Below are 13,352 nucleotides of genomic sequence, written 5' to 3'. Positions count from 1 at the left end.
GGCGCCCTGAAAGCCGGTGCGCTGGTGGCCTTGGTGCTCATCGCCGCCTTGGTGTGGTGGTCGCTGGCGCATCAGCCGGGAACGCTCGTGGCCAAGCCGCCGCAGACCCTTCTCCCCGCCACGGCCGCGACCCAGCCCGCTCCCATCGAAGCGGTGCCTGTGGCCGCACCGACCGTCCCGGTGGGCAGCGAGACCGCGGTGCCGCCGCCGAGCCCGGAGGCGGTGTCGGCCGCCGAGCGCCTGCGCGAGTCGGTGGAAGGTCTGGCCCAGCGCGACCGCGTGCACCAGCAGGAGCTGGAGCAACAGCGCGCCAAGCTCGTCAAGGAGTTGCATCGGGCCGAGGAGGCCCGACGCCGCGCCGAAGCGCCCGCGTTCCCCCGGCCCGTGGCCGCGGAATCGGCGCCACCCGCCCCCGCTTCGGCGGCCGCCACCGCCGCGCCGTCTGCCACCCCCGCCGCCCCCGGCGCTACCCCCGGCGCGACGGTGGACCAGGTCTGCGCGGGCAGCGGCAATTTCCTCGCGCGCGATTTCTGCCGGATGCGGGAGTGCGGCAAACCCTCGTTCGCCAGCGATCCCGTCTGCGTGCGCTTCCGCCAGATGGACGAGGCGCGCCGCCAGCAATCGAACTGAAAAGGGGCCTGGTGGGACCCTGCTTGCGGGCGTGCCCGCCACGCGGCCCGTGCGCCCGTGCTGGGCGCGTGACGCAAAAGTGGATCCACTTGACGAAGCCGGCTGGGCGCCCCTGATAATCGTTACAAAAAGTCAGGCGCTGACCTGGCCGATCACCATTTCAACGCAAAGGGAGGGGCGGATGGACCGCTTCATGGACGCCGCGATCGGATACCCCACCGCCATCCTCACGGCCTTGCTGCTCGTGGTGCTGGTGTACTGGCTGCTGGCGCTGGTGGGCTGGGTGGATTTTGAATCTTCGGGCATCGACATGGAGCTGGGGCTCCAGGCCGACGGCGACCCGGGCGAGATATCCACCCTGGCCGGCTACATGGTGGCGATGGGCCTCAGCGGTGTGCCGTTTTCCATCGCGTTGAGCGTGCTGGTGCTGGTGGCCTGGACGCTCAGTTGTCTGGCGGGCGAGTGGTTGATGCCGCTGGTGCCGACGCTGACGCTGCAGATCGTGGTCGGCACCGGCGTGCTGCTGCTGAGTGTGGCGCTGGCGATCCTGGCCACCGCGCTGCTGGTGCGGCCGCTGCGCGGCCTGTTCGTGACCCACCAGGCCATGGGCAACGCCAGCCTGGTGGGGCAGACCTGTACCGTGATGAGTCAGCGCGTGGACGGGCGCCACGGCCATGCCGAGGTGGCCCAGCGCGGCGCCAGCATCCAGATTCGCGTCTGGGCCCCCGACGACAACCGCCTCACCAAGGGCGACGCCGCGGTCATCCTGGCCTACGACGAAGCCGCCAACCGCTACCGCATCGAGCCCGAGCCCTGAACCTGCGCGAGCCAGCGGCTGCATCGCAGCACACCGTTTCCGTCTTCACTTTTCGAAATCAAGGAGCCCCATGGAGCCCATCCTCGTATCCGCCGGCATCGCCGCGTTTCTCCTGCTGTGTTTCATCGCCATGTTCGCCAAGTTCTATCGCAAGATCGAACAGGGCCACGCGCTGATCATCAACACCCTGCGCGCCGAGCCCGAGGTGACCTTCACCGGGCGCATGGTCTACCCCATCATCCACAAGGCCGAGCTGATGGAGATCTCGGTCAAGACCATCGACATCGACCGTTCGGGCAACGAGGGCCTGATCTGCCGCGACAACATCCGCGCCGACATCAAGGTCAAGTTCTTCGTGCGCGTGAACAAGACCGCCGACGACGTGCTCAAGGTGGCGCAGGCCATTGGCTGCGCGCGTGCCTCCAACCAGGACACGCTGGAGGAGTTGTTCTCGGCCAAGTTCTCCGAAGCCCTCAAGACCGTGGGCAAGGCGATGGACTTCGTGGACCTGTACCAGGCGCGCGACCGCTTCCGCGACGAAATCATTGCCCAGATCGGCAACGATCTCTCGGGCTACGTGCTGGATGACGCCGCCATCGACTTCCTGGAGCAGACCCCGCTCTCCAAGCTCGATGCCAACAACATCCTCGATGCGCAGGGCATCAAGAAGATCACCGAGCTGACGGCGGTGGAGCACGTGCGCACCAACGAGTTGCGCCGCAACGAAGAGATGCAGATCAAGAAGAAGAACGTGGAAACGCAGGAGGCGTTGCTGGAACTGGAGCGCCAGGCCGCCGACGCCCAGGCCCGCCAGTCGCGCGAAGTGGCCTCGGTGCGGGCCCGCGAAGAGGCCGAGACCTCGAAGATCCAGTCCGAGGAAAAGACCAAGTCCGAGCTGGCGCGTCTGGCGGCCGAGCAGTCGGTCTCGGTGCAACAGGAGAACGTGCTGCGCGAGAAGGAAGTGGCCGAAAACAACCGCAAGCGCGCGGTGGCCATCGAAGAAGAAAAAGTGATCCGCGCCCGCGAGCTGGAGGTGGTGGACCGCGAGAAGGAAGTGACGCTGCAGAAGATCGAAAAGGACAAGGCGGTCGAGGTGCAGAAGAAGGCGATTGCCGACGTGATCCGCGAACGCATCGTGGTCGAGCGCACGGTGGCCGAGCAGGAAGAGGCGATCAAGGAACTGCGCGTGGTGGCCGAGGCCGACCGCACCAAGCAGTCGACCGTGATCCTGGCCGAGGGCCAGGCCGAAGAGAAGCTGATCATCGAAGTGAAGGCCGCCGAGGCGCAGGAGCGCAAGGCGCGCCACAAAGCCACCGAAGAGACCACGCTGGCAGATGCGCGGCTGAAGGTGGCCGAGAAGGAATCCGAAGCCAAGAAGCGCGAAGCCGAAGGCCTGGAGGCCCTCACCGCCGCGCCCGGCCTGGCAGCCGCCAAGGTCACCATGGTCACGGCCGACGCGGTGGAGAAGCAGGGCATGGCCGACGTGCACGTGCGCGTCTCTGCCGCCGAGGCCACGCTCAAAGAGGGCCAGGCCAACGCGCAGGTGATGGAGCTGCGCTCGCAGGCCGAGGCCGTGGGCGTGCGCGCCAAGATGGAAGCCGAGGCCAGCGGCAAGGAGAAGCTGGGCCTGGCCGAGGTGCAGGTGCGCCTGGCCGACGCGGACGCCGTGGTCAAGGCCGGTCAGGCCGATGCCGCGACCATCGAGGCGCGCTTCCAGGCCGAGGCCAAGGGCCTGCGCGAGAAGTTCGAGGCCATGAGCGCCATGAGCGGCGAAACCCGCGCTCACGAAGAGTTCCGCATGCAGCTGGAGAAGGCGCACGTGGAGACCGTCAAGGGCATCGACGCGCAGACTTCGATCGCACGCGAGCAGGCCGAGGTGCTGGGTGCCGCCATGGCCAACGCCAAGATCGACATCGTGGGCGGACAGGGCGACTACTTTGACCGCTTCGTGGGCGCGCTGGCCGTGGGCAAGGGCATCGACGGCGTGGTGAACAAGAGCAAGACGCTGCAGGTGGCGTTCAGGGACCAGCTCTCGGGTGAGCGCGACGTGGTGCCCGACCTGCAGAGCCTGCTGGGCGCGTTGGGCAGTTCGTCCGGTGAGGTGCAGAACCTCACGGTGGCGGGCCTGCTGACCAAGGTCATGCGCGAGGGCAATGAGGCCCAGAAGACAGCGCTGCGGACCCTGGTGAATGGCCTGGACAAAGGCTGATCCCTTTTTCAACGGAGACATCACCATGTCCAACACCTGGCAGTGCTGCGCCTGCGACCACCGACCGGCCCTGAGCGAACAGGCGCTCTCGCCCGGCCTGCCCACGCGCGAATGCGTGGCATGCAACGGCCACTGGGTTCGCCTGGACGACCACCGCGAATGGATCAACAGCGGCGCGCCGCTGGCCGAAGCCCCCGAGCTGGCCGAACACTGGCTGCCCGAGGCGGACTCGCCGGCGCGGGCCTGCCCGGCCTGCCAACGCCTCATGGAGCGCCTGCGCACCGGTGGCCAGCCCGACATCCGCATCGACCGCTGCGTGCATTGCCATGCGGTGTGGCTCGATGGTGGCGAGTGGGCGGCCCTGCAGTTCCAGCAGGCCCGGCTCGACGACGTGCTGTCCGACATGTGGCAGCGCCAGCTGCGTGAGGACGGGGCGCAGGAGCGGCGCGACACCCAGGTGCGCCAGCGCCACGGGGCGGACTGCATCGACGAAGTGCTGCGCATCCGGCAGTGGCTGCAGCAGCAGGCCGAACCCGGGGTGGTGCTCAAGCTGATCCGCAACGGCTGGTGACCCCAGGCAGCACAGAAAGTCCGACATGTCCAGACAAGATCTCGCGGCACCGGGTGGGGAAACCGGTGTCGACGCCGTTGAACGCCTGGTAGCCGACGGCGGCAGCTACGAGCTGCTGAAAAAGCGCCTGCAGGCCCAGGGCGACGCGCTGCAGCACAAGACCCAGGCGCTCAACGAAGCGCGCCTGGGCACCTTCGGTCGCTCCGAACAAAACCTGTTGCTGCGCACCCGCGCGCGCACCGAGAACAACTGCGTCGCGCGCGACCTGGTGCGCATCGGCGACGTGCTGCTGTTCGGCTACAACGTCTTCATCGGCCTGAAGAAAGAGACGGCGGTGGGCGACGTGTTCGCGCTCTACCGCCTGGCCGAGCACGACGGCGCCGACGAGCTCGAAGCGGTGCCGCTGGCCGGCAGCTTCCTGGACGACCCGCGTTTCGTGGCCGACTTCCGCGAGCTGCACGCCTACTACAAGCAGGCCACGCTGCTGCAGCTGCGCGTCACACAAGACAAGCTGCTCGCGGCCTTCCAGATCGGCCAGCAGCTGCACGACTTGCGTGTGTTCCGCTGGAGCATCGAGCCCGGCGGCGCGGTGCGCTACGTGGACAACCGCGGCGAGCGCGACATGGCGCTTCCCGCCACCCACGACTTTGAGTGGACCGTGGCCACGCGCGAAGACCACGTGGGCGGCAAGCACCCGCACATCAACGTGCTCGACACCATCTTCGTTGAGACCCTGGGCGGCGACCTCACGGTCAAGGTCGAGAACAACACCGAGACCGGGCTGGGCATCTACAGCGAGCCGGTGGAAGACAAGCACCAGGCGCTGGTGGATGCCGAGGTGGCCTGGGCGCGCCTGGGTCTGCTGATCCTGCTGCGCATCAAGCCCTACCGCGAGTCCGAGACGCGTTACCTCGTCTTCAACACCCGCACGCAGAAGGTCGAGCGCATCGACGCCATCGGTGTCTCCTGCGTGCAACTGCCCGAAGACCACGGCATCATTTTTCCCGGCGGCATGTACCTGCAGTCGGGCGAGTACAAGCGTTTTGATCTGCCCGCCGCGCTCAGCAGCAGCCTGCGTTTCAAGCGCATGCTGCGCTCGCCGCACGGCGAGGAAGTGCTCTATGTGTTCTACCAGCCGGGCGGCGGCCACTACGCGCTGTTCAGCTACCACCTGATCAACAAGACCCTGGCCGCGCCCATCGTGGCGCACGGTTACGCGCGCTTTCCCGACGGCCGCATGCTGGTTTTCCTGGCCGACAACGAAGAGCCCACCCGCGTGCACCCCATGCAGCTGTGGCAGACGCCGTTCGCCAGCGAGGAGCACGCCGCCTCGCTGCCGCGCGGCACCGGCTTTTTTGCCAAGGTGGGCAACGCCGAGCTGGTGCGCGGCGTGTCCGACCTCATGGGCATCGCGCGCGCGGTGCGCGAGCAGGTGCCCACGCGCACCGCCTACGAAGACCTGATCCGCCAGTGCACCCGCGTGGGCGACGCCTACTTCTGGCTCGGCGAGCCCGAGGCCCAGCGCCTAGGCACCGAGCTGCAGGCCATCGTCGAAGGCGCGCGCCAGACCCTGGCCGAGTTCGAGAAGGTCGACAGCATCCGCCGCGAAACGGCGCGCGCCCTGCAGCAGGCCGAAGGCGAGCAGCACGCCCTGCTGACCGACATCGCCAGCACGCTGTGGCGCAAGCCCGAAGACTTCGTGCAGGCCCTGGCGCGCTTGCGCGAGCGCCGCGGGCGGCTGCAACCGCTCAAGGAGCTGCGTTACGCCGACCTCGCCACCATCGAGGCGATGGACCAGGCCCTGCAGGCGCAGCAGCTGCAGGTGGGCCACAAGGCCATGCAGTTCCTGGCCGACAAAAACGCCTTCGACGGCCACCAGCAGGCGCTGGTGCAGACCACGGCCGCCTTGGCCCAGGCCCACACCTCGCCTGCGCTGGGCCAGCTGCTGGAGACGCTGGATCAGCAGGCCACCGGGCTGGACCTGTTGACCGAGCAGCTGGGCAGCCTGCCCGGCGGCGACGCGGTGGTGCGCACGGCGATCCTGGACCGCATCTCCGGCCTCTACGCCGACATCAACCGCCTGCGCGCCGAGACCCGCAGCCGCCGCAAGAGCCTGGGCGCGACCGAGGCCGCCGCCGAGTTCGGCGCTCAGTTCAAGCTGTTTGGCCAGGCGGTGGACAACGCGCTGGAGTTTGCCGACACACCCGAGAAATGCGACGAGGCGCTGACCAGGCTACTCGCGCAGCTCGAAGAGCTCGAAGGCCGCTTTGCTGACCACGAGGTCTTCATCACCGACGTGGCGAACAAGCGCGAGGCCGTGGTGGACGCGCTCGCCGCGCGGCGCCAGACCCTGGTCGAAGCGCGCCAGCGCCGCGCCCAGGCGGTGAGCGAGGCGGCCGGGCGCATCCTCGACGGCATTCCGCGCCGCGTGGCCGGTTTTGCCGACGTGGGCCAGATCCACGGCTACTTCGCCGGCGACCCGCTGCTGGCCAAGCTGCAGCAGCTCATGGCCGACCTGCGCGCCCTGGGCGCTCAGGTGCAGGCCGACGACATCGCCACGCGCCTGAAGACCGCGCGCGACCAGGCCCTGCGCGCGGTGCGCGACAAGAGCGAGCTGGTCGCCGCCGACGGCAACACGCTGCGCTTCGGCCGCCACGCCTTCACCATCCAGCGCCAGCCGCTGGACCTCTCGCTCGTGCCCAGCCAGGGGGCCTTGAGCTTCCAGATCACCGGCACCGACTACCTGGCCCCGGTGCAGGACGCGCGGCTCGATGCTTTCCGGGGGCGCTGGGACCAGGCCATGGTGTCCGAGACGGCCGAGCTGTGCCGCGCCGAGTACCTCGCGGGCTGCCTGGTGCAGGCGGCGCTGCGCGGCGAGCAGGGGCTGGACTGGGCCACGCTGGTGGGCTCGGTGCAGGCCGCCACGCCCGAGCAGCCCGCGCCGCTGCTGGAGCGCGTGCGCGCCTTTGCCGCGCCGCGCTACCAGGAGGGCTACCAGAAAGGCGTGCACGACGAAGACGCCGCCCGCCTCGCCGCCGCCCTGGTGCGCATGCAGGACGGCGCGGGCCTGCTGGCCTGGGGCCCCTCGGAGCGCACGCTGGCGCTGCTCTACTGGCAACACGGCCGCTTCGTGAACGAGCGCGATGCGCTGCAACGCCGCGCCCGCGCGGCCCTGCAGATGCAGCAGCTGTTCGGCACACAGGCCGCGCTCGAAGCCGTGGAGGCCGACACCACCGCCGCCCTGCAACGCTTCACCGACGAGTTCCAGCCCGCGCTGGGTGGCGAAGGTGCAGACGCCGAACAACAGGCCACGCGCTGCGCGCAGGCCGCCGCCTACCTGGTGCGCCAGCTCGCGGCCCACGACGCCGCCACGCCCGCCTGGGTCGTGTCCGGCCCGGCGCAAGACCTGGCCGATGCGTTCAAACGCGAGCTGGAGCGCGGCGGGCGCTGGGTCGACTGGCAGCACGACCTGGACGCCTGCATGCCCGGCGAACGCTGGCACCGCGCACGCGAGTGGGTGCGCGCCTTCGCCACCGCGCAGGCCACCGATGCGGTGGGCTGGGTGGACGAAGCCGCCGGCGTGCTCTGTCTGCCGGTGCCGCGCGAGCGCGTGAACGCCGTGCTGCAGACGCCGGTGGACGGCCTGCTGAGCGAGCACCCGCGCGTGGTGCAAGGCGGCATGGCGCTCAACCTCAATGACTTCTGGCAACGCTTCCTGCACCACCAGAGCCGCAACGTGCCCGCCTTCGAAGCCTGGCACCGCCTGCGCCACGAGCTGGTCACGCAGGAGAAAAAACGCCTGCGCCTGCACCAGTTCCAGGCCAAGCCGCTGTCCACCTTCGTGCGCAACCGCCTGATCGACGAGCTCTACCTGCCGCTGATCGGCGACAACCTCGCCAAGCAGATCGGCGCCGCGGGCGACGCCTCGCGCACCGATCGCATGGGCATGCTGCTGCTGATCTCGCCGCCGGGCTACGGCAAGACCACGCTGATGGAATACGTGGCCGACCGGCTGGGCATGGTGTTCGTGCGCATCAACTGCCCGGCGCTGGGCCACGACGTGGTCTCCATCGACCCGGCCAGCGCCGAACACAGCGCGGCGCGCCAGGAGCTGGAGAAGCTCAACCTCGGCTTGGCCATGGGCAACAACGTGATGCTCTACCTGGACGACATCCAGCACACGAACCCCGAGTTCCTGCAGAAGTTCATCGCCCTGGCCGACGGCACGCGCCGCATCGAAGGCGTGTGGAACGGCGAGTCGCGCAGCTACGACCTGCGCGGCAAGCGCTTTGCCGTGGTGATGGCGGGCAACCCCTACACCGAGTCGGGCGACGTGTTCAAGATCCCCGACATGCTGGCCAACCGCGCCGACATCCACAACCTGGGCGACGTGCTCTCGGGGCGCGAGGCGCTGTTCGCGCTGTCGTACCTGGAAAACGCGCTGACCGCCAACCCGGTGCTGCTGCCGCTCTCATCGCGCGACCCGAAAGACGTGCACCTGCTCGTGCGGCGGGCCGAAGGGCAGGACGTGCCGGCTACCGCGTTCGCGCACCCCTACGGCGCGGCCGAGCTCGACGAACTCACCGAGCTGTTCAAGCGCCTGTTCCGCGCGCGCGACCTGCTGCTCAAGGTCAACCTGAGCTACATCGAGTCGGCGGCGCAGAAAGACGACTACCGCACCGAGCCGCCCTTCAAGCTGCAGGGCAGCTACCGCAACATGACCAAGCTCGCGGCCCAGATCACGCCGCAGATGCGCGACGACGAGCTCGACGCCCTGCTGCGCGACCACTACCGCGGCGAGGCGCAGACACTGACCACCGGCGCCGAAGAAAACCTGCTCAAGCTCGCGCAGCTGCTGGGCAGCCCCACGGCCGAAGAAGCGCGGCGCTGGGCGGACATCTGCGGCGAGTTCGTGCGCCAGCGCAAGCTCGGCGGCAGCGACACCGACGGCAGCACCCGCATCGCCAGCACCCTGCTGGACGTGGCGCGCGCGGTCGACGGGCTCAAGCCGGCCAACCCGGCACCTGACACCGGCCAGGCCGACGCCACCCGTCTGGCCGAAGCCGTGCTGGAGATCGCGGTCACCTACCGCAAGATCCTGCTGCCGCTGATCTCGGCCACCGAGCGACGGCTGCAGATGGACTCGTCCATTCGAAGCGATGTCGAACGCGTGGCCAACCAGCTGGACGAACTCAAGGCCAAACAGGCGGCTTTGCGGAGCAAGAACGAATGACGTGAGCGGACCGCCGCAGGAGCCGTGGCGGCGGCCAGCGCCGCATGCACATCCTCCATCAGACCCGGGGCGTCGCCGGGGTCACTGCGCCTGGGCGGGTACAGGCGTCGTGCACAGCCGCTCAGGCCTGTCGCAGTGCCCGCCGGTACTGCACCGCCTCCGCGATGTGCCCCACACCCACCTCATCCATGCCCGCCAGGTCCGCGATGGTGCGGGCCACCCGCAGTGCGCGGTGCGTGCTGCGGGCGCTCCAGCCCAGCCGCGCGGCGGCGGTGTTGAGGAACTTGAGCGCGGCCGGATCGGCGTGCACGTGCTGGTCGAGCGCCTGCCCGGCCAGGGCCTGGTTGGCCTCGCCTTGTCGCTCGATCGCGCGTTCCCTCGCCACCACCACGCGCTCGCGCACGGCCGCGCTCGGCTCGCCCGCCACGCCGCGCAGCAGGTCGTTCGGCGGCAGCGCCGGCACCTCCACGTGCAGGTCGATGCGGTCGAGCAGCGGGCCGCTGAGCTTGCTCTGGTAGCGCGCGATCTGGTCGGGCGTGTCGCGGCAGGCCCGGGTGGGATGACCGAGAAAACCACAGGGGCAGGGGTTCATGGCGGCGATGAGCTGGAAGCGCGCCGGGAACTCGCTCTGCATGGCCGCGCGCGAGATGCGGATGTGGCCACTCTCCAGCGGTTCGCGCAGGGCCTCCAGCGCCGCCCGGGGAAATTCCGGCAGCTCGTCCAGAAAGAGCACGCCGTGGTGCGCGAGCGAGATCTCGCCCGGCCGCGGCGGTGAGCCGCCCCCCACCAGGGCCACCGCGCTGGCGGTGTGGTGCGGCGCGCAGGTGGGTCGCTGGCCCCAGCGCTCCAGGCTGAAGCGCCCGGCGAGCGAGGCCACGGCGGCCGATTCCAGCGCCTCGATGGCGGCCATGGGTGGCAGCAGGCCGGCGAAACGCTGCGCCAGCATGCTTTTGCCCGAGCCGGGCGGGCCCAGCATCAGCAGGCTGTGCCCACCGGCGGCGGCGATCTCCAGCGCGCGTTTGGCGGCGGCCTGGCCTTTCACGTCGGCGAGGTCGGCGTAGCTCGGGGTCTGGCCGATGGCGGTCGGTGCCAGGCGCGCCCAGCCGCCGTCGTCGGGCGGTGCCTCGCCGGCACCCGCCGCGCCGTCGGGCAGGAACCGCGACACCACGTCCAGCAGGTGCCGTGCGCGGTAGACCTGTGCCTGCGGCACCAGCGCGGCCTCTTCGGCGCTGCCGGGCGGCAGCACCAATTTGGACAACTCCGCGGCATCGCCCGCGTCGCGGTGCAGCGCCAGGCTCATGGCCAGCGCGCCGCGCACCGGGCGCAGCTCGCCACCCAGCGACAGCTCGCCGGCGAACTCCCAGCCCGCCAGCCGTGCGGCGCTGATCTGCCCGTTGGCGGCCAGGATGCCCAGCGCGATCGGCAGGTCGAAACGGCCCGAGTCCTTGGGCAGGTCGGCCGGGGCCAGGTTGACGGTGATGCGTTTGTTGCTCGGAAATTCGAGCCCGGCGTTGGCGATCGCCGAGCGCACGCGTTCGCGCGCTTCCTTCACCTCCGTGTCGGCCAGGCCCACCAGCGTGAAGCTGGGCAGGCCGTTGGCGAGGTGGACTTCCACCTGCACCGGCCGTGCTTCCAGGCCCAGCAGCGCACGGCTGTGCACCAAAGACAGACTCATCGTTTGTTTCTCCCTGTTTCGGTGCATGCCCCACGGCGGTGGGTCGGGAAACGCAGGGCTCCCGATCGCACTTGTTTGGTGCGAAGGTCCGGGGTGGTGGTCACCGCGGCCCGCACGCACGTTTTCATGATGTCACAGGCCGGGCCGCCGGCCAGCCCCCGCCCGGGGGAAAACCGGCGTTTTCGCGACAGTGCCGTCGCACGGCTTGGCACGGTCCCTGCTAAGCCCTGTAAGCGATTGCATCAACCCGTGGTGTCAGCCGGTTGGCCCGGACATCTCCCCTGATCTAGAAGAGGTAACACAGCATGAAAATGGTTTCCGCCATCATCAAGCCGTTCAAGCTGGACGAAGTGCGCGAAGCGCTGTCCGGTATGGGCGTGCAAGGCATCACCGTCACCGAAGTCAAAGGCTTCGGACGCCAGAAGGGCCACACCGAGCTGTACCGCGGCGCCGAGTACGTGGTCGATTTCCTGCCCAAGGTCAAGATCGAAGCCGCCGTGGACGACGGCCTCGTGGACCGCGTGATCGAAGCCATCGAAGGTGCCGCACGCACCGGCAAGATCGGCGACGGCAAGATTTTCGTCACCTCCCTCGAACAGGTGGTTCGCATCCGCACCGGTGAAACCGGCAAAGAAGCGCTCTGATCCCCACCCCGCACACGAAAGCGCACGAACATGAAAAAGCTACTCGCTACCTTGCTGCTGGGCGTGGGCCTGGCCTTTGGCGGCCTGAACGCCGTCGCCCAGACCGCTCCCGCTGCTGACGCCCCTGCGGCCACCGCCCCCGCAGCGCCTGCTGCCGACGCCGCCGCTGCACCCGCAGCCGCCCCCGCTCCCGCTCCCGCGCCCGCCGAAGCGGCTGCTGCACCGGCCGAAGCCGCTGCCGCGCCCGCACCGGTGCCCAACAAGGGTGACACCGCCTGGATGATGGTCTCCACCATCCTGGTCATCCTGATGGTCGTGCCCGGCCTGGCCCTGTTCTACGGCGGCCTGGTCCGCAGCAAGAACATGCTGTCGGTGCTGATGCAGGTGATGGTCACCTTCGCGATGATCGTCGTGCTGTGGGCCGTCTACGGCTACAGCCTGGCCTTCACCGAAGGCAACGCCTTCATCGGTGGCTTCGACCGGCTGTTCTTGAAGGGCACCTGGGACAACGTCGCCGGCACCTTCACCAACGCCGCCACGTTCAGCAAGGGTGTCTACATCCCCGAACTCGTGTTCGCCGCCTTCCAGGCCACCTTCGCCGGCATCACCTGCGCCCTGATCGTGGGCGCCTTCGCCGAGCGCATCAAGTTCAGCGCTGTGCTGCTGTTCACCGCCATCTGGTTCACGTTCTCCTACGCCCCGATCGCCCACATGGTCTGGTTCTGGATGGGCCCTGACGCCTACGCCTCGGCCGACGTGGCCGCCGAGATGACCGGCAAGGCCGGCTACATCTGGCAGATGGGCGCCCTGGACTTCGCCGGCGGCACCGTGGTGCACATCAACGCCGCCGTCGCTGGCCTGGTGGGTGCCTACATGGTGGGCAAGCGCATCGGCTACGGCAAGGAATCGATGGCGCCTCACAGCCTGACGCTGACCATGGTCGGTGCCTCGCTGCTGTGGGTGGGCTGGTTCGGCTTCAACGCCGGCTCCGCTCTGGAAGCCAACGGCTACGCCGCCCTCGCTTTCATCAACACCCTGATCGCCACCGCCGCCGCCGTGCTGGCCTGGTGTGTCGGTGAAGCGCTGACCAAAGGCAAGGCCTCCATGCTGGGCGCTGCGTCCGGCGCCGTGGCTGGCCTCGTGGCCATCACCCCCGCCGCCGGCAACGTCGGCATCGGTGGCGCGCTGATCATCGGCGGCATCGCCGGCTTCGCCTGCCTGTGGGGTGTGAGCGGCCTGAAGAAGATGCTGGGTGCGGACGACTCGCTCGACGTGTTCGGCGTGCACGGCGTGGGCGGCATCATCGGTGCCCTGCTGACCGGCGTGTTCAACAGCCCCAACCTGGGTGGCCCGAGCGCCGTGGCCGACTGGACCACGGTCGCCATGGTCGCTCCCGACGCCTACGCCATCGCCAGCCAGGTCTGGATCCAGGCCAAGGCCGTGCTGATCACCATCGTGTGGTCGGGCGTGGTTTCCGTGATCGCCTTCAAGATCGTCGACCTGACCATCGGCCTGCGTGTGACCGAAGAGCAGGAACGCGAAGGTCTGGACATCAGCTCGCACGGCGAAACCG

Annotated in this window: 7 protein-coding genes and 1 pseudogene; 7 read left to right on the top strand and 1 reads right to left on the bottom strand. The window is 69.1% G+C overall.

Annotation, left to right across the window (positions count from 1 at the left end):
• The 5 genes and pseudogenes from IV088_RS17015 to IV088_RS16995 form a co-directional block, all read left to right on the top strand.
• A pseudogene (locus IV088_RS17015) lies at positions 1 to 630 on the top strand (hypothetical protein); the annotation flags it as partial.
• Between the two features lie 193 nt (positions 631 to 823).
• Positions 824 to 1,447, top strand: coding sequence for a ubiquinone biosynthesis protein (locus IV088_RS17010; protein WP_291104606.1), 624 nt, complete (start codon positions 824 to 826; stop codon positions 1,445 to 1,447).
• Between the two features lie 70 nt (positions 1,448 to 1,517).
• Complete coding sequence (locus tag IV088_RS17005) at positions 1,518 to 3,656, top strand: hypothetical protein (protein ID WP_291104603.1); 2,139 nt, start codon at positions 1,518 to 1,520, stop codon at positions 3,654 to 3,656.
• Positions 3,657 to 3,681: 25 nt separating this feature from the next.
• Positions 3,682 to 4,227, top strand: coding sequence for a zf-TFIIB domain-containing protein (locus tag IV088_RS17000; RefSeq protein ID WP_291104601.1), 546 nt, complete (start codon positions 3,682 to 3,684; stop codon positions 4,225 to 4,227).
• 25 nt (positions 4,228 to 4,252) lie between these two features.
• Positions 4,253 to 9,460: a DNA repair ATPase gene (locus tag IV088_RS16995; RefSeq protein WP_291104599.1), complete on the top strand. Its 5,208-nt coding sequence runs from the start codon at positions 4,253 to 4,255 to the stop codon at positions 9,458 to 9,460.
• Positions 9,461 to 9,581: 121 nt separating this feature from the next.
• Here IV088_RS16995 and IV088_RS16990 read toward each other — a convergent pair whose 3' ends face one another.
• Positions 9,582 to 11,135 carry a YifB family Mg chelatase-like AAA ATPase gene (locus IV088_RS16990; protein ID WP_291104596.1) on the bottom strand — a complete coding sequence of 518 codons (1,554 nt, stop codon included), beginning with the start codon at positions 11,133 to 11,135 and terminating at the stop codon, positions 9,582 to 9,584.
• A gap of 305 nt (positions 11,136 to 11,440) precedes the next feature.
• Between IV088_RS16990 and IV088_RS16985 the strand changes: the two genes are divergently transcribed.
• Together IV088_RS16985 and IV088_RS16980 are read left to right on the top strand one after the other, a co-directional pair.
• The gene (locus tag IV088_RS16985) at positions 11,441 to 11,779 is read left to right on the top strand and encodes a P-II family nitrogen regulator (protein WP_236962762.1); all 339 of its coding nucleotides are present in this window, start codon (positions 11,441 to 11,443) and stop codon (positions 11,777 to 11,779) included.
• Between the two features lie 30 nt (positions 11,780 to 11,809).
• Positions 11,810 to 13,352 (top strand): ammonium transporter (locus IV088_RS16980; RefSeq protein ID WP_291104592.1); only part of this gene is annotated, 1,543 nt, incomplete at its 3' end.

It is taken from the genome of Hydrogenophaga sp. (assembly GCF_018780075.1).
Lineage (GTDB): Bacteria > Pseudomonadota > Gammaproteobacteria > Burkholderiales > Burkholderiaceae_C > Hydrogenophaga.
This window is presented reverse-complemented; position numbering and strand designations above follow the sequence as displayed.

What these genes read in the sequence shown, in the direction of transcription:
- IV088_RS17010 (WP_291104606.1), top strand. Translation starts at nt 824, where the DNA reads ATGGACGCCGCGATCGGATACCCCACCGCCATCCTCACGGCCTTGCTG.
- IV088_RS16995 (WP_291104599.1), top strand. Translation starts at nt 4,253, where the DNA reads ATGTCCAGACAAGATCTCGCGGCACCGGGTGGGGAAACCGGTGTCGAC.
- IV088_RS17000 (WP_291104601.1), top strand. Translation starts at nt 3,682, where the DNA reads ATGTCCAACACCTGGCAGTGCTGCGCCTGCGACCACCGACCGGCCCTG.
- IV088_RS16990 (WP_291104596.1), bottom strand. Translation starts at nt 11,135, where the DNA reads ATGAGTCTGTCTTTGGTGCACAGCCGTGCGCTGCTGGGCCTGGAAGCA.
- IV088_RS16985 (WP_236962762.1), top strand. Translation starts at nt 11,441, where the DNA reads ATGAAAATGGTTTCCGCCATCATCAAGCCGTTCAAGCTGGACGAAGTG.
- IV088_RS17005 (WP_291104603.1), top strand. Translation starts at nt 1,518, where the DNA reads ATGGAGCCCATCCTCGTATCCGCCGGCATCGCCGCGTTTCTCCTGCTG.